The organism is Microbacterium sp. NPDC089698, assembly GCF_044749045.1.
GTDB lineage: Bacteria > Actinomycetota > Actinomycetes > Actinomycetales > Microbacteriaceae > Microbacterium.
The window spans coordinates 59,942-79,867 of the sequence record NZ_JBIVHE010000001.1; the positions used below are offsets into that span (position 1 = coordinate 59,942).

The 19,926-nt window shown below is 70.9% G+C and carries 21 protein-coding genes; 13 read left to right on the plus strand and 8 right to left on the minus strand.

The features are described 5' to 3' along the window. Positions 1-87 precede the first annotated feature (87 nt). The 4 genes from ACIPY5_RS00270 to ACIPY5_RS00285 are packed head-to-tail and all read left to right on the plus strand — an operon-like array spanning position 88 to position 3,652. Positions 88-843: a PIG-L deacetylase family protein gene (locus ACIPY5_RS00270; protein ID WP_400965320.1), complete on the plus strand. Its 756-nt coding sequence runs from the start codon at positions 88-90 to the stop codon at positions 841-843. Further along, entirely contained in the window at positions 840-1,538 is a 699-nt protein-coding gene (locus ACIPY5_RS00275) for a 4-carboxy-4-hydroxy-2-oxoadipate aldolase/oxaloacetate decarboxylase (protein ID WP_400965322.1), read from the plus strand. The genes ACIPY5_RS00270 and ACIPY5_RS00275 overlap by 4 nt, the downstream gene beginning before the upstream one ends. After that, the gene (locus ACIPY5_RS00280) at positions 1,528-2,619 is read left to right on the plus strand and encodes a PrpF domain-containing protein (protein WP_400965325.1); all 1,092 of its coding nucleotides are present in this window, start codon (positions 1,528-1,530) and stop codon (positions 2,617-2,619) included. The genes ACIPY5_RS00275 and ACIPY5_RS00280 overlap by 11 nt, the downstream gene beginning before the upstream one ends. Before the next feature lie 37 nt (positions 2,620-2,656). Further along, entirely contained in the window at positions 2,657-3,652 is a 996-nt protein-coding gene (locus tag ACIPY5_RS00285; RefSeq protein WP_400965328.1) for a VOC family protein, read from the plus strand. A 13-nt stretch (positions 3,653-3,665) separates the two neighbouring features. On the opposite strand, the gene ACIPY5_RS00290 is transcribed toward ACIPY5_RS00285, so the two are convergent. From ACIPY5_RS00290 to ACIPY5_RS00305, 4 genes are read right to left on the minus strand one after another with little or no spacing between them, the layout of a single operon-like run. Further along, on the minus strand, positions 3,666-4,247 hold the full coding sequence (locus ACIPY5_RS00290; RefSeq protein WP_400965331.1) for a PadR family transcriptional regulator: 582 nt from the start codon (positions 4,245-4,247) through the stop codon (positions 3,666-3,668). Between the two features lie 42 nt (positions 4,248-4,289). Further along, positions 4,290-5,690: an aminomethyl transferase family protein gene (locus ACIPY5_RS00295; protein WP_400965334.1), complete on the minus strand. Its 1,401-nt coding sequence runs from the start codon at positions 5,688-5,690 to the stop codon at positions 4,290-4,292. Between the two features lie 35 nt (positions 5,691-5,725). Beyond that, complete coding sequence (gene purU / locus ACIPY5_RS00300) at positions 5,726-6,610, minus strand: formyltetrahydrofolate deformylase (RefSeq protein WP_400965337.1); 885 nt, start codon at positions 6,608-6,610, stop codon at positions 5,726-5,728. A gap of 10 nt (positions 6,611-6,620) precedes the next feature. Continuing rightward, a complete protein-coding gene (locus ACIPY5_RS00305; RefSeq protein WP_400968416.1) occupies positions 6,621-7,427 on the minus strand; it encodes a methylenetetrahydrofolate reductase in 807 nt (268 codons plus the stop codon). Positions 7,428-7,713: 286 nt separating this feature from the next. Here ACIPY5_RS00305 and ACIPY5_RS00310 point away from each other — a divergent pair, with 286 nt between their 5' ends. Beyond that, on the plus strand, positions 7,714-8,010 hold the full coding sequence (locus tag ACIPY5_RS00310; RefSeq protein WP_400965340.1) for a hypothetical protein: 297 nt from the start codon (positions 7,714-7,716) through the stop codon (positions 8,008-8,010). A gap of 21 nt (positions 8,011-8,031) precedes the next feature. Here ACIPY5_RS00310 and ACIPY5_RS00315 read toward each other — a convergent pair whose 3' ends face one another. After that, positions 8,032-9,144, minus strand: coding sequence for a 5-methyltetrahydropteroyltriglutamate--homocysteine S-methyltransferase (locus tag ACIPY5_RS00315; protein WP_400965342.1), 1,113 nt, complete (start codon positions 9,142-9,144; stop codon positions 8,032-8,034). A 177-nt stretch (positions 9,145-9,321) separates the two neighbouring features. Between ACIPY5_RS00315 and ACIPY5_RS00320 the strand changes: the two genes are divergently transcribed. After that, positions 9,322-9,732 (plus strand): DUF4383 domain-containing protein, encoded by a 411-nt coding sequence (locus tag ACIPY5_RS00320; protein WP_309342331.1) that lies wholly within the window; start codon positions 9,322-9,324, stop codon positions 9,730-9,732. A 7-nt stretch (positions 9,733-9,739) separates the two neighbouring features. Then, positions 9,740-10,264 (plus strand): hypothetical protein, encoded by a 525-nt coding sequence (locus ACIPY5_RS00325; protein ID WP_400965345.1) that lies wholly within the window; start codon positions 9,740-9,742, stop codon positions 10,262-10,264. A gap of 72 nt (positions 10,265-10,336) precedes the next feature. Here ACIPY5_RS00325 and ACIPY5_RS00330 read toward each other — a convergent pair whose 3' ends face one another. Continuing rightward, positions 10,337-11,260 (minus strand): peptidoglycan DD-metalloendopeptidase family protein, encoded by a 924-nt coding sequence (locus ACIPY5_RS00330; protein ID WP_400965348.1) that lies wholly within the window; start codon positions 11,258-11,260, stop codon positions 10,337-10,339. 250 nt (positions 11,261-11,510) lie between these two features. Beyond that, positions 11,511-14,048: a bifunctional lysylphosphatidylglycerol flippase/synthetase MprF gene (locus tag ACIPY5_RS00335; protein WP_400965350.1), complete on the minus strand. Its 2,538-nt coding sequence runs from the start codon at positions 14,046-14,048 to the stop codon at positions 11,511-11,513. 209 nt (positions 14,049-14,257) lie between these two features. Between ACIPY5_RS00335 and ACIPY5_RS00340 the strand changes: the two genes are divergently transcribed. After that, positions 14,258-14,512, plus strand: coding sequence for a hypothetical protein (locus ACIPY5_RS00340; RefSeq protein ID WP_400965353.1), 255 nt, complete (start codon positions 14,258-14,260; stop codon positions 14,510-14,512). Positions 14,513-14,526: 14 nt separating this feature from the next. Here ACIPY5_RS00340 and ACIPY5_RS00345 read toward each other — a convergent pair whose 3' ends face one another. Beyond that, the gene (locus ACIPY5_RS00345) at positions 14,527-15,003 is read right to left on the minus strand and encodes an Lrp/AsnC family transcriptional regulator (RefSeq protein WP_309342323.1); all 477 of its coding nucleotides are present in this window, start codon (positions 15,001-15,003) and stop codon (positions 14,527-14,529) included. 113 nt (positions 15,004-15,116) lie between these two features. On the opposite strand from ACIPY5_RS00345, the gene ACIPY5_RS00350 reads away from it, so the two are divergent. From ACIPY5_RS00350 to ACIPY5_RS00370, 5 genes are all read left to right on the plus strand, one after another. Then, positions 15,117-16,322 carry a trans-sulfuration enzyme family protein gene (locus ACIPY5_RS00350; protein ID WP_400965356.1) on the plus strand — a complete coding sequence of 402 codons (1,206 nt, stop codon included), beginning with the start codon at positions 15,117-15,119 and terminating at the stop codon, positions 16,320-16,322. A 70-nt stretch (positions 16,323-16,392) separates the two neighbouring features. Next, on the plus strand, positions 16,393-17,658 hold the full coding sequence (locus ACIPY5_RS00355; protein WP_309342351.1) for an MFS transporter: 1,266 nt from the start codon (positions 16,393-16,395) through the stop codon (positions 17,656-17,658). Between the two features lie 99 nt (positions 17,659-17,757). Beyond that, positions 17,758-17,922, plus strand: a complete 165-nt coding sequence (locus tag ACIPY5_RS00360; protein ID WP_400965359.1) for a hypothetical protein — start codon at positions 17,758-17,760, stop codon at positions 17,920-17,922. Between the two features lie 80 nt (positions 17,923-18,002). Then, positions 18,003-18,590, plus strand: a complete 588-nt coding sequence (locus ACIPY5_RS00365) for a helix-turn-helix domain-containing protein (RefSeq protein WP_400965362.1) — start codon at positions 18,003-18,005, stop codon at positions 18,588-18,590. Beyond that, the gene (locus tag ACIPY5_RS00370) at positions 18,587-19,885 is read left to right on the plus strand and encodes an MFS transporter (RefSeq protein ID WP_400965364.1); all 1,299 of its coding nucleotides are present in this window, start codon (positions 18,587-18,589) and stop codon (positions 19,883-19,885) included. The genes ACIPY5_RS00365 and ACIPY5_RS00370 overlap by 4 nt, the downstream gene beginning before the upstream one ends. Positions 19,886-19,926: the final 41 nt, after the last annotated feature.

Consider the following 19,926-nt stretch of genomic DNA (forward strand, 5'->3'; position numbering starts at 1 on the left):
CAGAGGAGACGCTGTGCTTGTGTGGGGGCCGGCGCAGCGACGAGCGGCGCCGGCCGGCCCGATCCGGCGCGGAACCCGAGGAGCCCCATGTCGCAGCGCACGCCCTGTCTGGTGGTGGTCAGTGCGCACGCGGGCGACTTCGTGTGGCGGGCCGGGGGCGCGATCGCGCTCGCCGCGATGCGCGGCGAGCGCGCGGTCGTGATCTGCCTGTCCTACGGGGAGCGCGGGGAGTCCGCGAGTCAGTGGCTTGCCGGCAAGGGGCTCGATGAGATCAAGGCGATCCGGCGGGCGGAGGCCACGGAGGCCGCGCAGGCGCTCGGGGCCGAGATCGAGTTCCTCGACCTCGGCGACTATCCGCTGCGGGAGTCGGCGGAGGCGGTCACGGCTCTGGTCGACGCGTTCCGGCGCCTGCAGCCGACGGTGCTGCTGACTCATCCCCTCGCGGATCCGTACAACGGCGACCATCCGGCGGCGGCTCGGATGGCCCTGGAGGCGAGAGTCCTCGCGCAGGCGATCGGCGTCGCGAACGCGGATGGCGGCTATCCGGGACCGGGCGACGTCATCGGCGCCCCGCCGGTCTTCTTCTTCGAGCCGCATCAGAGCGAGCAGTCCGGCTTCACGCCCGGCGTGCTGCTGGACATCACCACCGCGTTCCCACGCAAGCGGGCGGCGATGGAGCGCCTTCCCGCCCAGCAGCACATGTGGGCGTACTACACCGATCTCGCCGTGCGACGCGGTGTTCAGCTGAAGCGCAACGCGGGCCCCAACCTCGGCCTCGCCCACGAGACGCTAGCCGAGGCGTACATGCGCTATTACCCCCAAGTCACGGACGTGCTGGCGTGAGCCCCGTCATCGTCACAGACATCGACCGCGCCGAGCGTGCACTCGTCGATGCACTCGCCGCATTCGGATCCGCGACGGTGCACGAAGCCCTGGGCCGGATCGGCTGCGCAGGGGCGCGGATCCGGCCGATCCAGGAGGGCGTCGTGGTCTCCGGCAGTGCGATCACCGTGCTCCCTGCCGTGGGCGACAACCTGATGGTGCATGCCGCGATCGAGCAGGCGCGGGAGGGCGACATCATCGTCGTGGCGCCGGCGTCCGAGTCGCCGCACGGCTTCATCGGTGAGCTCATGGCGACCCAGATGCAGGTTCGAGGGGTGGGCGGCTACGTCACCTCCGCCGGGGTGCGCGACGTCGCAGAGCTGCGGGCCATGCGGTTCCCCGTGTGGACGGCGCACATCACCGCGCAGGGCACCGTGAAGGAGACAGCCGGATCGGTGAACGTGCCGATCGTGCTGGACGGCGTCGTGGTCGAGCCGGGTGACATCGTGGTCGCCGACGACGACGGCGTCACGATCGTCCCGCGCGCGCGTGCGGCCGAGGCGCTGGATGCGTCGCGGCGGCGAGCGGAGCGCGAGGCGGCGGCGCGGGAGCGCTATCGGGCGGGCGAGATCTCGATGGACGTCGGGGGCCTGCGGGCGGTGCTCGACCGTCTCGGCATCGAGCGCGTCGCCCGGCGGAGCGGCGATGGGCGCTGACGAGACTGCCCGGAGCGCCCACCCCGAAGGCATCCGCTGCATGCTGTTGCGCGGCGGGACGTCGAAGGGGGCCTTCTTCCTCGCCTCCGACGTACCGGCCGATCCCGAGGAGCGTGATGACCTGATGCTCCGGCTCCTGGGCAGCCCGGATCCACGCCAGATCGACGGCCTCGGGGGCGGGCACCCGCTGACCTCCAAAGCCGCCATCGTGTCCGTCTCCGAGGATCGGGACGCGGATCTCGACTACCTCTTCCTTCAGGTCGGCGTCGACCGTGCCACGGTGGGCGCCGCGCAGACCTGCGGCAACCTCCTCGCCGCGGTGGGACCCTTCGCCGTCGAGCGCGGGCTCCTGCCGGCCGGCGTTGACGGAATGACCACGGCGCGCATCCGGCTGCGCAACACGGGCGGCGTGGCGACGGCCACGTTCGCGACGCCGGCCGGGATCTCCGATTACGACGGCGACGTGGCGATCGACGGCGTTCCCGGCACGGCAGGAGCAATCGAGCTCCGGCTCGGCGCCGGTGCAGGTCCCGTGCTCCCGACCGGCCTGGCGGCGCAGGAGCTCGCCGGACGCCGCGTGACACTGGTCGACAACGGCATGCCCGTCGTGCTCGTGGATGCCGCGTCGCTCGGTGTGTCGGGGGACGAGGATCCGGGCGCACTCGAGGCGGATGCTCGGCTGTGCGCGGCCGTCGAGGAGATCCGCCGCGAAGCCGGACCGCTGTTCGGCCTGGGCGACGTGAGGGAGCAGACCGTGCCCAAGGTGGTGCTGCTCTCGCCGCCCCGGCACGGCGGGACGATCTCCACGCAGGCGTTCATCCCCTTCCGCGTGCACGCGTCGATCGGTGTCCTGATGGCGGCCTCGGTCGCTGCGGGCATCCGGATCCCCGGCGCCGTCGGACACGACCTCGCCCGGCTGCCCGCAGGACCGGAGCACGACATCGAGCACCCCGCCGGGGTGCTCCGCACCCGCGTCGACGTCTCACGCGGGGACGACGGTGCGTGGCGGGCGTCGTCCCGGTCGATGCGCACCGCGCGCAAGATCTTCGACGGCATCGTCTTCCCGCGTCCGCGGCGCTGACGACGGACCTCACACGACCAGAGCAAGGACGGATCCCATGGCGACCAGCGACAACTTCGATCTCGCCCACCTCGGCGCGATCGAACTGCACACCCCTCGGTTCGAGGAGAGCCTGCACTTCTTCCGGGACATCTGCGCGATGCGCGAGGTCGCCCGGATCGGCGACTCCGCGTACCTGCGCTGCTGGGACGAGTACCAGCGCTACACGCTCAAGCTCACGGCATCCGACACCAACGGGGTCGGGCGCACGCTCTTCCGCACGACCAGCCAGGAGGCGCTCGAGCGCCGGGTGGCCGCGATCGAGGCGACCGGACTCGGGCACGGCTGGCGCGAACCCGAGGTCGGCGTCGGTCCCTTCTACGAGTTCGAAGATCCGGACGGGCACCTCATGGCGCTGCACTACGAGACGGAGCTCTACGTGCCGGACGACGAGGACCGGCCCGCGCTGAAGAACCAGGCCTCCGCGTATCCCGGACGCGGCATCAATGCCCGCCGCATGGACCACATCAACTACCTCGCGAGCGACGTCACCGCCGCAGGGGAGTTCTGGGCCGAGGTCATGCGCGCGCGGGAGTCCGAGCGGGTGCGCCAGGACGACGGCCGCTACGCCGCGCGATGGTTCCGGTTCCATCAGAAGTCCTACGACGTCGTCTACTCCGCGGACTGGACGGGCAGCCGAGGCCGCTTCCATCACTTCGCGTTCGCGCCGGACTCCCGCGAGGACATCCTGAAGGCCGCCGACATCTGCCTCGAGAACGGGATCCACATCGAGTACGGGCCCTACAAGCACGCGATCAACCAGACCTTCTTCCTCTACGTCTGGGAGCCGGGCGGCAACCGCATCGAGTTCGCGAACGCGCAGGCCAGGCTCCTGCTGGATCCCGACTGGCCGGTCGTCGAGTGGAGCCAGGCCGAGCGTGCCAAGGGCCAGGCCTGGGGCATGAAGACGGTCGCCACCTTCCACACGCACGGCACGCCGTACGTGGAGAACCAGGAGGAGATCGATCGCGAGGCGCTCGCCGGATCCCGGTGAGCGCGGGCGCCGGCTACTCGCCGAGCCGGTCGACGAGGTCGAGGCCGCGCCGGGCCCAGGCGATCTCAAGCCGCGCCCGCTCGACCAGGCCCTCGTAGGCGAACCTCTTGTACGCGATCGTGCGCTCGCGCTCACTGCCCGGAGTGACGTTCAGCCGGCGCGTCAGCATCGGGTTGCTGAGGTTCTCGATGTGGGTGAGCTCGCCCTCCCACTGCTCCAGCTCGCCCTCCCACTGCGCGATGTGGCGGCGCAGGAAGTCGCGCGCCGCGTCCGGCGTGGTGTTCTCCAGATAGGCGGCGCGCAGGTGCGCGGGATCGCGGACGCGCTGGTAGTCCAGGGGCGTCTGCATCCACGCGAGGTAGTCGGCGTCGCCGGCAGGGGTCACCGTGTACATGCGCCGGGTGCCGCGCTGACCACGGGCCTGCTCCTCGCCCTCGATGAGCCCGGCGGCCTCCATCTTGCGCAGCTCCGGATAGATCTGCGAGTCCGGGGCATGCCAGACGTGGCCCACGGATTGCGAGAACTGCTTCTGCAGGTCGTATCCCGACAGCGGCCCGACGCGCAGGATCGCCAGGATTGCGTAGCGCAGACTCATGCGGTTCCTCCCGCGTCGAGCCTACTGCCGGGATGACGGTCTTCAGCTCCGGTAGCCGGTGCGCCACCCGCCCTGGTAGGTCTGCCGGGCGACCGAGGAGTACGGTGTCGGGCTGACGACCGCGCGGACCGCCAGCTGCTCGTGCGGCTCGACGGTCGCCTTCGCGGTGTTCGGCCCCTCGCCCCAGAGCACACGGATCTCCGCGCCCTCGGGGACGTCCGGGGCGACGGTCGCGAGCGAGAGCGCCCGGCGCTCGTTCGCGCTGTAGCCGGTGAACATGGAGAATCCGACGACGTTGCCGTCGGCGTCCACGACCGAGTCGTAGTTGGCGGAGCCGTAGTTCGCGAGCGGCAGGTCGAAGAACTTGTAACTGGGGCCGTCCACGTCGAACAGCGAGCCGAAGATCTTGGTCATGTCCTCGGCGTCCCAGGCGAGCGTGACCTTCCGGCGCTGCGTCGCCGGGTCGATCTTCTCGAGCGCGTCGCGGCCGATGAAGTCATGATCGAACTTCACGAAGGATCCGTAGCCGAGCTCCCAGGGCGTGAGGTAGTAGTCCTCGATGTCGGAGGACGCGAACGAGCCGGCCAGCGTGCCGGTGGCCTCGTAGCTGTCCGCGCCGAGCCACTCCCGGTAGCCGCGCTCGGCCTCGCCGGTGTAGATCGCGGGGAGGGGCGAGGGGATCCAGCCCGACTCGAGGGTGTTGGACGGGTAGGCGCGGGATCCGACCGGCAGCAGTCCGAATTCGGCGCCGGCCGTGACGATCGCATCGCGGACGCGGTCATGGTCCTCGTAGGGGCCCCAGACCTCGAGGCCGGGGGCGCCGGCCATGCCATGGCGCAGCGTGCGCACCTGCGCGCCCTCGATCGCCATCGTGGACATGCTGAAGAACCGCAGCTCCTCGAGCGGGCCGCCGTTGAGCTTCTCGATGACCTGCCAGGCCTTGGGCCCCTGGATCTGGAAGCGGTAGTAACGACGCGAGACCGGATGTCCGTAGGGGCGGGAGGGCGAACGCCGGTCGACGGTCACCTCGAGGTTCGCGTAGCCGCCGGTCTCGCCGTGGTACATCAGCCAGTTCGAGGCCGGGGCCCGGCCGACGTAGACGTACTCGTCCTCGGCCTCGCGGAACAGGATCCCGTCGCCGATGACGTGGCCCGAGGCGGTGGTCGGCACGTACTGCTTCGCCCGGTCGACGGGGAAGTTCGCGACCGAGTTGATCGCGGTGTCGCTGATCAGGCGGATCGCGTCCGAGCCCCTCAGGAACACGTTGTCCATGTGATGGGACTGGTCGTAGAGCACCGCGGTGTCGCGCCAGGCCCGCTGCTCCTTGATCCAGCTGCTGAAGTCGGCGGGCACGACCGGGTAGATGTACGACCCGATCTGAGAGTTGCGCAGGAGTTCGACGGGGTTGGTCTCGTCGATCAGCTGCTGGAGGTTGTCGGCCATGGAAGCCCTCTCTTGTTCTTTCGTGGTGGTCGGGGTCAGGGACGGTCGGTGAAGACGACGGTCTGATTGCCGTTGCGGATCACCCGGTCCTCGGCGTGCCACTGCACCGCGCGGGAGAGCACGGCGCGTTCGACATAGGCACCGCGGGCCTGCAAGCCGGCCGCGCTCATCGAGTGGTCCACGCGCGCGACGTCCTGCTCGATGATCGGGCCCTCGTCGAGGACCTTGGTGACGTAGTGGCTGGTCGCGCCGATGAGCTTCACGCCGCGCTCCTTGGCCTTGCGGTAGGGGGCCGCGCCGATGAACGCCGGCAGGAAGGAGTGGTGGATGTTGATGACGGGCACGTCGACCTCGTCGAGGAACTCCTCGGAGATGATCTGCATGTACCGGGCCAGAACGAGGAAGTCGACGTTGCCCTTCACGAGCTCGAGGATCCTGGCCTCCGCCGCGGACTTGTCCGGTCCCTGCGACGGCACGTGGAAGAAGGGGATGCCGAAGGAGCGGACGTCTTCGGCGACGTTCGTGTGGTTGCTGATCACCATCGGGATCGTCACCGGCAGCTCGCCGCGCCGGTGCCGCCAGAGGAGTTCGAGCAGGCAGTGGTCGCTCGTGGAGGCGAGCACTGCCATCCGCTTCGGCACGGACCGGTCGGTGAGGCGCCAGGTCAGGCCGAGCGGTCCGAGCGTGGCGGCGAGGTCGGCCTCGAGATCGGGGATCGCCGCGGACAGGTCGTCCCGGTGGAACACCACGCGCTGGAAGAACTCCCCGCCCTGAGGATCGTCGGTGTACTGGTCGAGCGACACGATGTTGCCGCGGTTGCGGGTGATCAGCGCGCTGACCGCCGAGACGATCCCCGGCTGGTCCGGGCCGTGCACGATCAGGCAGGCGTCGTCGCGCAGCCCCTCGACGTGGATGGTCATCCCGGCCTCCTCAGACGCGGGGGGCGACGAAGTCGCGCGCCCACGCCGACGTGGCGAGCAGGCCGCCGAACGTGTAGAAGTGCAGCTTGACGGCGCCGGTCCCCGGGTCGGCGGCGAGCAGCGCGGACAGATCGGAGACGAACGCATCCGGTCCCGCCGTCCCCATGAGGTTCGTGAGGGAGAAGCCGTACTTCTTCACGATCATCGCGTTCGCCCCGATGCCGAAGCGGCGGGCGAATCCGAGGAGGCGCTTGACCCCGGCGGGTCCCGGCGTTCCCACCCTGATCTCGGAGGCGATACCGCGTGCGCGCACCTGGTCGATCCAGGCCAGGACCGGATCCGTGTCGAAGGCGAATTGGCTGAGGATCACGGCGTCCAGCCCCTGCTCCGCGAGCACCGCCGACTTGCTCTCGAGGTGGCGCCACAGCTCGTCATCGGCGATGTCGGGGTGCCCCTCGGGGTAGCCGGCGATCGAGACCTCGCGCACGCCGTAGTCGAGCAGGAGGCCGGTGTAGATGACATCGAAGGCGGAGGCGTAGGGCCCGTCCGGCGAGGCGGGATCCCCTCCGACGACGAACACGTGCTCGGTGGCGCCCACGTCCTGCAGCCGGGTGAGGAACTCCTCGAGCTGCGCGCGCGACCGCAGGCGGCGGGCGGAGATGTGAGGGACCGGCACGAAGCCCAGATCCCGGACCGCCTGGGCGGCGGCCACGCGCATCTCGAGATCCTCGTTGCCGAGGAACGTGACGTTGATCTTCGTCCCGGCGGGGATCGTGTCGCGGGCCTCCTCCAGTCCGGGGACGTCCTTCCCGGTCATCTCGAGCGAGAAGTCGTCGACGAGTGCGCGCGCCGCGATCGGGTTCGCGACGGGTGTGGTGCGTGACACGGATCGGCATCCTTTCGGCGGGTCCGCACGCGGCACTGCGGGCGGAGCGTTCCGGCCCTGCTCGACGATGAGCCAGCCTGCGGTCAGAATACCTATGGCAATAGGTAATGACAAGAGGTAAATTCAGAACACTCTGACCCCTACCTTCCGCGTCGTCCCTGTCAGCGCACGCCAGGGGGTCCGCTGGCGGGGACGACTCGGAGGTGGGGGCGACGGAGTGGCGGGGCGGGGTGACCGGGAAGGGCAGGGGAGGGGGTCAGGCGGCGGTGCGATCGACATCCCCGGCATCGTCCGCGATGCGCTCGACGCCCGCTATCAGGGCCGCTGGGGCGTCGAGGCGTTCTCGCGGTCGGTCCTCGCCCCGGAAGGCGCCACGGGGCTCTCCATCTGGCGCGACGTCTACGACGACGGCACGGAGCTCGCGCGGGACGCGATGCGGGTGATCCGGGCAGGCTGGGCGACCAGCACGGTCGGCCGGCGGGCGAGCCGATTGTCGCGGATCACGTCGGCCTGACGCCGCAGGGCGAGGATCCGCTCAGCGCCACACGTCGGCGGCGATGTCCACGACGGAGCGGATCTTCGCCCACTGCTCGTCCTCGGTGAGCACGTTGCCCTCCTCGGTCGAGGCGAAGCCGCACTGCGGGCTCAGTGCGAGCTGCTCGAGCGGCGCGAACGCGGCGGCCTCGTCGATGCGGCGCTTGACGGCGGCGGGATCCTCCGGTTCGCCGCTCTTCGACGTCACCAGCCCCAGCACCACGGTCTTGTCGCCCTGCGGCAGGTACCGCAGCGGCTCGAACCCGCCGGCGCGGTCGCTGTCGTACTCGAGGAAGTAGCCGTCGTAGTCGACGGCGTCCAGGAGCTGCTCGGCGACGGGTTCGTAACCTCCCGAGGAGATCCAGGTGGAGCGGAAGTTGCCGCGGCACACGTGGGTGGTGACGACGAGGTCGTCCGGCTTGCCCGCGAGCACGCGGTTGAGGACGTCGGCGTACCGCTCGGCGATGCCGCCGGTCACGATGCCGCGCTCGCGGGCCTTGGCCAGCTCGGTCTCGGAGCACAGATACGCCCAGGCCGTGTCGTCGAGCTGGAGATAGCGGGCGCCGGCGTCGTAGAAGGCGGCCAGGGCGTCGCGATAGGCCTGCACGAGGTCGTCCACGATCGCGTCCCTGCCGTCGTACTCCTTCGCGATGATGTGGTCGGGCTCGAGGCGGAAATCGAGCACGGTCGGCGCCGGGATCGTGAACTTCGGGACGGCTCCCGTCGAACCGCCGACGGCCTCCTGCAGTGCGGAGTAGTGCGCGAGGAAGGGGTGGGCGGGATCGAAGCGGATCGGGCCGGAGATCTCGACGCCGCGCGGCTTGGTCTGCACTCCGCGGAACTGGATCCCGTGGTCCAGCTCGACGATGTCGACGCCCTCGAGGAAGTCGAAGAAGTCGAAGTGCCACCAGGAACGGCGGAACTCCCCGTCCGTCGCGGGGAGCAGGCCGGCATCCGCCTGCTTCGTCACGAGGTCAGCGACGGCGGCGTCCTCGGCGGCCCTCAGCCCGGCGGCGTCGAGCCGGCCGTCCGCGTGGCTCTGCCGGGCGGCCTTCAAGGCCGCGGGACGGAGGAAGCTGCCGACGATGTCCGCACGGAAGGGGCGAGTGCTCATCGCTCGATGATAGGGGCGGGAGGCCGCGTATGACAGGATCCCTGACACATGACGACATCCGGCGCGATCGGTGGCGGGATCCGGTCGTCGACGGCCGGGGCGCGGAGCGTCCCATCCGATCGGCGGAGCACTCCGAACAGAGGGTGAGCGGCATCGGGCCGCACTCGAGGAGGAGAAATGCGCTCGTCACCCAACCGTCTGATCGGCGTCGTCTTCGGCGCCGTGTACATCGTCGTCGGCGCGCTCGGCTTCGCCGTCACCGGAGGAGTGTCCTTCTTGGCCACCCAGGGCGGAATGCTGCTCGGCATCTTCATGGTCAATCCGCTGCACAACGTCGCGCACCTGCTCATCGGCGCAGCGCTGCTCGTGGCGGGCCTCGTCTCCACCCGGGCGGCGAAGGGCGCCAACACCGTCGTGGGCGCGGCCTACCTGCTGCTCGGCATCGTCGGGTTCTTCCTGGTCGGGACGGCGGCGAACATCCTCGCCCTGAACACGTTCGATCATTTCCTGCACCTCGCGAGCGCGCTGCTGCTGCTCGCGGTCGGGATCGGGGTCGAGCGCGACACGCCGCGCAGGGCGATGGCCTGAGGTCGTCGTGCTGCGCAGCTGGCCCGCGCTCCTCGCCTGGGGCGCGGGCCTGATCCACCTCGCGATCGGCGCCTCTGTCACCGGTGCCGGCGGGACCGCGGTCGTGCTGCTGGCGCCCATGCTGATCCTCGGCGTCGCGGAGCTCGGCTGGGGCATCGCGGTCCTCCGCGCGGGGCGCATCAGGCGGGGGAGAGGCGCAGCGGTCGGCGCGATCATCGCGGTGGTCCTGGGGGCGGGGGCTCTCCTCGGCGGAGCGCCGGTCATCGCGATCGCTGCCGCCACCGTGCTCGTCGTCGCATCGGGAGCGATGGCGGCACGGTCGGGGGCGGAGGGGGACGCCGGGGCCGATGGCGGGGAGGCCACGGTCCGGGGGTCCCGTACGAGGGCGGCGGGCACGGTCCTGGGGGCCGTGCTCGTCGCCGCGCTCGTCACGCCGGGCCTGGCGCAGACGGACGCCGGGGCGAACGGGGGCGTGCACGATCACGGCGGAGGCGCCGACCTGCCGCTCGTGGATCCGCACGCGCACCATTGACCGGCGGATCGGCCGGGGAAAGACGATGAGGCCCCCGCCGGAGCGGGGGCCTCGTCGCGATCCGGCGTCGGATCAGAAGACGTTGGACTCGAGCCAGGCGAGCGGATCGATCGCGCTGTCGTTGATGTGCACCTCGAAGTGCAGGCAGGAACCGACCGTCCAGCCGGTGTCGCCGACACGGCCGATGAACTGACCGGCCGTGACGCACTCACCGGCCTGGACCGCGCGGCTGCCGTAGGTCATGTGCCCGTAGAGGGTCGAGACGGCGTTGCTGCCGCTCAGCGCGGGGTGGGCGATCTCGACCGTGACGCCGTAGCCCTGGTAGCTCTCCGAGGAGAGCGTGACGCAGCCGTCCGCGGCCGCGTAGATGGGGGTGCCGATGGGTGCGGCGAAGTCCTGTCCCATGTGGCTGCGGCCCGTGCGCGCCGCGCCGAAGCCGTCGGTCAGCGTGTAGGAACCCGCCGCCATCGGATAGATGACCTGGCCGGGCTTGGCGATCGAGGCCACGCCGGAGCGCTCGGCGGCGGCCGTCGCGGCCTGCATCGCACTGAGCTCGGACGGCGTGGTGGCGGTGAACGTGCCGTGCACCTGGACGTCGGGGAGCACGCCGTTGGCGGCCGTGAACGACTGGGCGCGGATGTCCGCGGCTGCGCTGGTCGCGGGCTTGGCGTCGCTCGCGCGGACCATTCCGAGGGCGGGGAGCGCCGTGCCGACCACGAGTGCGGAGATCGCGAGCGCGGCGCCCGTGCTGCGGCTGAGGTTCTTGGCACCGCGGCGGCGGCGCTTGCCGGCCGGGACGACATGCGCCGGCAGCTGCTCGGGGGCTGCGGAGCGGGTCGTGGGCTGGGGGGCACGAGGAGGCGCGGGGAGGTGCGCCTGAGGCGTCGTGGGGGAGAACCGCGGGGAGGCTGCGGGCTCGGCGGGGGTCCGGGAGAAGGCGGAGGCGCCGGCGGTCTGCGCGGGGGCGGACGACTGTGCGGCGGCCTGTTCCCTCATCTCGCGTCGCGAACGGGGCGCGGGGGTGCCGGCGGTCGCAGACGGGGACTCTGGCGTGCGGGCAGGGGTGTGCGCAGTTTCGGGGGCTCGCGAACTGATGATGTGCTCCTCGGGCAGCGGAGAGGGTGTGACGTCTCCGCCATCGGGGGAACGGAGTGGTGTTACAACTCCGTAATAATACGGATCGTTCCTGAGAGTTCCATACATTGGCCGCAAAACGCGGTCCCGGCGTGGCGCGATCCGCGGGTCCTCAGCGGTCGCCCCCGCGGTTGGTGATCGTCTGCACGAGCGCCAGATACTCCTTCGGTGTGGCCTCGGGAAGGTAGGCGCTGCCGATGGCCATGCCGATCCTCGCGAGCTGCGCCGGATCCGCGTAGGCCATGTAGATCGTCTCGTAGCGGGGGTTGAACTTGCTCTTGAACCGGAACAGCGAGGTGAATCCGTACGCCGGCTCCAGCATCTCCCCGAGCCAGCCGAGCAGACGGTCCATGACGCCCGGCTCCGCGGGCTCCTCGCCGGGCTTGGTCGCGAGCGGAGCGCCGGAGAGGCTCAGGACCTGGACGCCCTGCTCCTTCATGTGCAGGGCGGCCGAGGCGATGATGAACTCCATGATGCCGGGCATGGATCCGTCGCTGCGGCGCATGAAGTCGATGGTCCAGCCGGTGACCCTGCCGTCCGTCCAGGTCGGCAGCCAGCTGGTCGTGGCCTCGATCCCGCCGTCCTTGTTGATCGCGAGGAAGATCCCTACGTCGGAATCCTTGAGCTCCTCCATGCCGCCGAGCGTGAACCCCATCTCCGGCAGCTTCTTGTGCGCCACCCACTCCTCGCTGACCGCGGTGATCTCCCTCGAGTAGCGGGTCGGCAGGTCGTGCCACGTCGACCACAGCGTGGTGATGCCCTCGCGCTCGCCGCGGTTCAGGGGCTGGCGCACCTTCTGCCACGCCTTGCCCGCGAGTTCGAACCCGGCCAGATCGATCACGGTCTCCTCGCCCACGGACATGTGCTGCCATCCGAAGGACTGGAAGACCGGCAGGAAGCGCTCGTGGAAGCTGTAGAAGCACGCCGACCAGCCCTGCGACTCGCAGTACGCGATGAACGCCTCGACGGTCTCCCGCTCCCTGCCCTCGGCGCAGACCGGATCCGACATCGTCAGGGCGACCTTGCGGATGACACGGTAGGCGACGGCTCCCTCGCCGTCATCGGTGAACCAGTAGCTGTTGCCGGCCCAGGTGCCCATGAACCCGAGGGTTCCGCCGCCGCCTTCGCGCAGCAGCGCGCGGAACCGCGCCTCCTCGATCACGTGCCGGTCCACCTGCGTGGCCCGGAACAGCCGCACGGTCGCGACGATGAAGACGATCCAGAAGGGCACGCCGATCCACTGGTAGACGAAGAGCGCGGCGCCGTCGACCGGGATCCCCGCATCGGCGATGGCGGGCAGCAACCCGCTCGAGACGAACGGGCGCACCAGGTCCCCGAGCAGCTCGCCGATCGACGGCTGGCCGTCCAGATAGTTGTCGCCGTCGATCAGCCCGATCACGAGATAGGCGCCGGCGAACACCACGAAGGCCCCGACGACGGTGATCGTGAAGCGCCGCACGGCGGCCCGCGGCGCGATCACCCGGAAGTGGCGTCGGGTGAACAGCAGGAGGGCGATCACGCCGATCGGCACGAGCACGGCCAGGACCATCGCGATGCCGTCCTCGATCAGCAGGGCGCCGCGGCTCTTGTCGTCGAGAAGATCGTTGATGCCGACCGACGTGCCGGTCAGCAGGGCGATCACGGCGTTGACGACGAGCGCCATGATCCAGGCCGCACGGCGGCCGGTGCGAAGCCCCCAGGCGGCGAGAAGCGTGAGCAGCAGTGGCACGAGGCTCACCAGGAACGGTCCGGGACCGGAGTTCAGGATCGCGTCGGCCTGGCGCACGCAGTCGGCGGTGAAGTCCTGCACGCAGGACGCGGGCATCGGCGCCGCCTCGATCGGCGAGAAGCCCGAGACGACGAGCCCGAGCGGTGCGTACCAGGCGCCGGAGATGAGCACGATGAACGGGCCGAGCCCGGTCGCGGCCACGATCGCCGCGACCAGCGTGCGCACCTCGCGGTGCGAGCTGCGGTGCCACGTCGCCCGCACCGTGCCCCGCGCCAGCAGGAGGCCGAGCAGCAGGCCCAGCACGCCCGAGATCAGGCGGAACACGCTGTCGCTGTCCGCGGCGTACAGCGCGAACATCACCAGCAGGGTGAAGCCGACGACGCGGATCCGGCGCTGCCACAGCGCCGGGGCGAAGGCGCTCGCGGCCATCAGCATGCCGACCGTGCCGATCGTGGGGTCCGCGACGGCGTCGTAGCTCGCGAGCAGGCCCCATTGTGAACCCCAGGAGACCATCAGCCCTTGCGCGCTCAGCCCGATCACCATCGCGACGATCCCGGTCAGGAAGAAGGTCCACGCGGCGCGGACGCTGCCGAGCTTGCGCTCCGCGTAGGCGCCGGCCGTGAGGATCAGGGCGATCGCCAGCACTCCGCCGATCACCGAGTCCCCGAACAGCAGCGCGGTGAGCGGCGTCCACCAGTCGCCGTCCTCGATCGTCGTGCTCACCGAGGCGGCGAACTCCTGCGGGAAGCGCCCGAGGAACGTGCCGGTGACGAACCCCGCGGCCAGCACGACCACGGCGAGCATCGCACTGAACGGATTGCGGAGCAGATAGGTCCCGACCGCGCGGATCCAGCGCGGCGTGTCACGCGGCGTCGGCGCCGGGGGGACGAGGCCGGCAGGGGCGTTGTCGGAGGCGGTCATGCGCTGCTCTCTCTGCGATGAGCGCACGGTTCGCTCCGGATCCGTGCGGTGGTGCGGCACCACTCTTTCAGAGTGGCGAACGTCAGCGGCGTTGTACAGACGCCATGCCCGACAGGGTGCTTTCCGTCCTGTGCGGATCCGTGCCTTCCTGAGCCCGCGGACGTACCCTGGAAGGGAGAGATGCGCCATCTCCCGATGGGAGGATCAGCATGGGCCGCGAAGAGCGCCCGCAGGACGTCGGCGATCCGCGCGACGGCCTCGAAGGCACGTACACCGAGATCGACGGGGAGCCCCAGCCCCAGCCCGAGCGCACCGTGCACGGGCAGTACACGCGCACCGAGCGCGGCGCTCCCGACCCCGAGGACGAGGGCGCCTACGCCGACGCCGAGCACGGCGGCGGTGCGGAGCCCTCGCCGCATTCCGCGCACGATCGGCACGGCAAGTACACGCGGCGCGATCAGTGAGCCGCGAGGCCGGGTCAGCGCGGCGCGGCGACGCCCGCACCGTCCCGGCGCTCGAACACGAGCTGCGTCTCCGTGGCGCGGACCACGTCGTGCACCGTGATGCGCTCGAGCACGATGTCGCGGAGCGCCGCGGCGTCGGCGACCGCGACATGCACGAGGAAGTCGTCGGCGCCCGCGATGTGGAACACCTGCAGCACGCCCTCCGTCGCCTCGAGCGCGTCGAACAGCGCCTCCACACCGGTCTTGCTGTGGTTGCCGAGGCGGACCCGGATCACGGCCTGCACCGGGCGGCCGAGCGCGGCGGGATCGAGCTGCAGCCGCAGTCCCTGGATCACCCCGCGCGAGCGCAGCGAGCGGAGCCGGAAGGCGCACGTGGAGGCGGGGATCCCGAGCGCCGCGGCCAGCTGCTTGATCGGAACATCGGGCTGCGCGGAGAGCGCGGTCAGGATGCGCAGGTCGAGGGCGTCGACCCCTGGCTGTTCTGCGATCAAGATGCGCTCCTCACGACGTCCGGATGTTGCGCGTGGAACAAGTCTTGCATCGGATCCGGATCCCTGCAGCAATAGATCTGGCGTTCGGCTGTGCCCAGACGGATCCTGAGAGCATGATCGACGACGATTCCCTGCGTGACGCGCCCCTGCGACCCGAGACCGTGGCGGTGCACGCCGGCCGGGCCGACCTCGCCGCCCTCGGCGTGCACGCCGCGCCGATCGACCTCTCCTCGACCAACCCGCTGCCCGACATCGTGCACGGCGGCGACTCCTACGAGTCGATGGCGACCGGCGGGCACCCCCTGCCCGACGGCGGCAACGTGTACGCCCGGCTGTGGAACCCGACGGTCGCCCGGTTCGAGGAGGGCCTCGCCGAACTCGAGCACGCCGAGGCCGCGGTCGCGTTCTCGAGCGGCATGGCGGCGATGACGGCGGCGATCCTGTCGCACACGACGGCGATGGGCAAGCACCACGTCCTGGCGGTGCGTCCGCTCTACGGAGGCACGGATCACCTGCTCGACTCGGGGCTGCTGGGCGCCGAGGCGACCTTCTGCGCGGAGGACGAGGTGCGCGCGCACCTGCGCCCCGACACCGGCCTCGTGGTCGTCGAGACTCCGGGCAACCCCACGCTGGACATGGTCGACATCGCTGCGGTCGTCGCGCAGGCGGGGGAGGTGCCGGTGCTCGTGGACAACACGTTCGCCACGCCGCTGCTGCAGAACCCGCTGGACCTGGGCGCGCGGATGTCGCTGCACAGCGCGACCAAGTACATCGGCGGACACGGCGACGTGATCGCCGGCGTCATCGCGTGCTCCGAGGAGACCGCGCAGGCGCTGCGGCGCGTGCGCGCGATCACGGGCGCGCTGCTGCACCCGCTCGGCGCCTACCTGCTGCACCGCGGCCTCGCGACGCTCCCGGTGCGCATGGAACGGCAGCAGCGCTCGGCGGAGCGCGTCGTCGCGTGGCTCGCGGAGCATCCGGCCGTGGCCGAGGTGTTCTACCCGGGGATCGGTGACGAGCGCGGCCTCATCCCGCGGCAGATGCGCGGCGGCGGGGCGATGATCGCCGTGCGCTTGCGGGACGGCTACGCGGCCGCCGAGGCCCTGACCGGATCCGTGCGGCTGTTCACGCACGCGGTGTCGCTCGGCGGCGTCGACTCCCTGGTGCAGCATCCCGCGGCCCTCACCCACCGGCCGGTCGCGGCGGAGGCCCGACCCGGCGCCGACATCGTGCGGCTCTCGATCGGTCTGGAGGATCCGGAGGACCTGATCGGCGACCTCGCGCAGGCTCTCGCGCGGATCGGCGTCGCCGTGCGCTGAGAGAGACGCGCGGGGGGCGCGCGGGAACGGGAATGTCCGTGGTCACCGGCAGACTTGTGCGGTGACCGGAATGAGAACCTTCTGGGCCGCGCTCCCCACGACGGGGCGCTGGCTGCTGTCCACCGTCGCCATCCAGACGCTCGGACGCGGCCTGACCCTGCCCTTCACGATCATCTACCTCCACGAGGTGCGCGGCTTCGACCTGGGCGTCTCCGGTGCGCTGATGAGCGTCATCGCCATCACCGGCCTCGTCGTGACGGGGCCCGGCGGCACGCTGATCGACCGCTATGGCGCGCGGCGGGTGCTGCTGGCCGGCCTCTCGGCGATGATCGCGGGCTGCACGCTCCTCGCCTTCGCCACCTCGCCCGCGGTCGCCGCCATCGCCCTCGTGCTGATCGGCGTGAACTTCGGCGTCTCCTGGCCGGGCTTCAACGCGCTGATCGCCACGATCGTCGCGGGGGAGGTGCGCCAGCAGTACTTCGGCGTGAACTTCGCCCTGGTGAACCTCGGCATCGGCGTGGGCGGGATCATCGGCGGCTTCTTCATCGACGTGCACCGGCCGGAGACCTTCACCGCGATCTTCCTCATCGACGCGGCGAGCTCGCTCATCCCGATGGCGCTGCTGCTCGGCCCCCTGCGGCATGTGCGCACTCACGCGGATCCCTCCGCGGAGCACGAGACCGAGGCGGAGGGATACCGGCAGATCCTGCGCAGACCGGCCGTGCTGTGGCTGACCCTGCTCACGTTCCTCGCGGTGTTCATCGGCTACGGGCAGATGGAGGGAGGCTTCCCGGCGTTCGCCCGGCAGGTGTCGGGGGTGTCGACGCAGGTCATCGGGTTCGCCTTCGCGGTGAACACCGCCGTCATCGTGCTGCTCCAGTTCGCCGTCCTGAAGCTCATCGCCGGGCGCCGCCGCACCAGGGTGATGCAGGTGATGACCCTCATCTGGGGACTCTCCTGGGTGCTCCTCGGTCTCACCGGCCTGCTGCCGGAATCGATCGCGGCAGCGATCGGCGTGCTGCTGTTCATGGGGGTCTTCGCCTTCGGGGAGACCATGCTGCAGCCGACGGTCCCCGCGATCTGCAACGATCTGGCCTCCGACCGCAGTCGCGGGCGGTACAACGCGATCAACGCGGCCGCGTTCCAGGGCGGGGCGATCGCCGGACCGATCGCGGCCGGACTGCTGCTCGGCGAGGGGCGCCAGGTGTGGTTCATCGTCGCCATGGTGGCGGGCTCCGTGCTGATCTGCGTGCTCGCGATCGCGCTCGAACGGAGGCTGCCGGCGGCGGCCAACGGAGTGGCGACCCCGGTCGCGGCCGAGGCCGCCGGCAGCTGAGCAGACCTCTCGAAGCCGATTCACAGAACGCGCAAGGAAAACGTTGCGCGGCCGTCTCGGTGCACCGCGCAGCTGGACAGCGAGACCGGTGCGCAGATCATGGACCTCATCGCGGGTCTCGTGCACGAGCGGGGCACGGCCGCGGTCGTGGCGACGCACGATGCGGCCATGCTCACGCGCGCCGATCGAGTGCTCGACCTGCACGACGGCGTGCTGCACGAGCTCGTCCCCCGTGCGCTCGCGGCGAAGACGGGGCATCGCTGAGCTTCCGTCGCGGACGATTGCATGCATAGATTCTGTGCATAAGACTTGTGCACAGAATCTATGCATGTCAGAGTGGGGGTATGGACACCCCGGAGCCCCCCGTCGGCATGAGCCTCGACGAGCGCGCGGTGCGCGTGCTCGCCCACCCGCTGCGCTCGCGCCTCCTCAGCCAGCTGCGGGTGCACGGCCCCGCGACCGCGACGCAGCTGGCCGCCGCGCTGAGCACGAACACGGGGGCGACGAGCTATCACCTGCGCGCCCTGGAGGAGGTCGGCCTGGTCGCCGACACGGGCGAGGGCGCGGGCAAGAAGCGGATCTGGCGTGCGAGCACCGACTATCACTCCTGGACCAATTCCGCCTTCGCGGATGATGAGGACGCGCAGACCGCGCTGGGCTGGCTTCGTCGCGACTACGTGCGGCAGTTCGCCGCGCGGGCCGAGCGCTGGCTCGACGCGGAGGCCTCGTGGCCCGCCGCCTGGGTCGATCGGCTCGGTCTCGACGATGTGCTGCTCACCGTGACGCCGGATCAGCTCGCCGCCTTCCACGGGGAGGTCGACGCGCTGGCGGAGAAGTACCGGCGTCTGGGCGAGGGGGATCCTGCCGCGCGACGCGTCCACGTGGCCGTGCAGGTCACCCCGGTCGATCTCGAACCGCCGGCGGAGTCATGAGCGCTGAGACGGCGAGCACCGAAGCGGCGCTCGCGATCTCGGCGGCGCAGCGCCGCCTGCTCCTGCTCACGGCGCTGCGCTGGCTGCCGGTCGGCGTGACCCTCGGGGTGACGGTGCTGCTTCCGCTCGAACGCGGGCTCTCCATCGCCGAGGTCGGCTCGATCCTCGCGATCCAGGGCTTCGTGGCACTCGCCCTGGAGCTGCCCACGGGGGCCCTCTCCGACACGCTCGGTCGCCGCCCGGTGCTCGCCGCTTCGGGAGTGCTCGCGGTCGCCGCGAGCGTGCTGTTCCTGCTCGCCGACTCCTATGCGCTCTTCGCCGTGTCGCTGCTCCTGCAGGGCGTCTTCCGCGTGCTGGACTCCGGCTCGCTCGAGGCGTGGTTCGTCGACGCCGTGCACGGGCACGACCCGCAGGCCGAGGTCGCGCGCCCCCTCGCGAGGGCCGGCACGGCGCTCGGCGTGGCGATCGCGGGCGGAGCGCTCCTCGGCGGCCTGCTGGTCGCATGGCATCCCTTCTCCGCGCTGTCCGCACTCCTGCTGCCGCTGATCGTGGCGATCGGCCTCTACGTCGGCTACACGGTGCTCGTCGTCGTGCTGGTGCGGGACAGCCCTCAGGAGGGAACGGCACCCGCCCGTGCGCTCCCGACCATGCTGCACGCTGCGCGGCAGACCCCGCGGACGATCGTCGACGGCCTGCGCCGGGCGGCGAGTTCCCGGGTGCTCGCGGGCCTCGTGCTCGTCGAGGTGTTCTGGTCGGTCGCGATGATCGGCTTCGAGACGCTGACCCCGGTGCAGCTCGAGGGGATGCTCGGCGGCGAGGCCGCGGCCGCCGCGGTGTTCGGCCCCGCATCGGCCGCCGCGTGGGGGCTGTTCGCGGTCGGATCCCTACTCGCGAGCAGGCTGAGCGGCGTGATCGGCGTGACCTGGACGGCGATCCTGAGCCGGATCCTGAACGGCGCCTTCGTGGTCGTCATGGGGCTGTCCTCGGGGGTCGTCGGCCTGCTCATCGGGTACGGGCTGACCTATCTCGCGCACGGCGCCGCCGGACCCATGCACTCCGCGCTGCTTCATCGCGAGGCGGATCGGTCCACCCGGGCGACCGTGCTCTCGCTCAATTCGATGGTCTCCGGAGGCGCGTACAGCATCGGGCTGCTCGTGCTCACCGCGTTCGCCGGGGCGACCTCGGCGGCGACCGCGACGATCGTCGCCGGGGCGTTCAGCATCCTGGGTGCGGCCTGCTATCTGCCGGCGCTGCGCCAGGAGCGCCGCCGGAAGACGGCGCTGCACATCGCATGACGGGTCGGCGCGGGGCGGTCACGGCCCGGGCCGACCTCGCG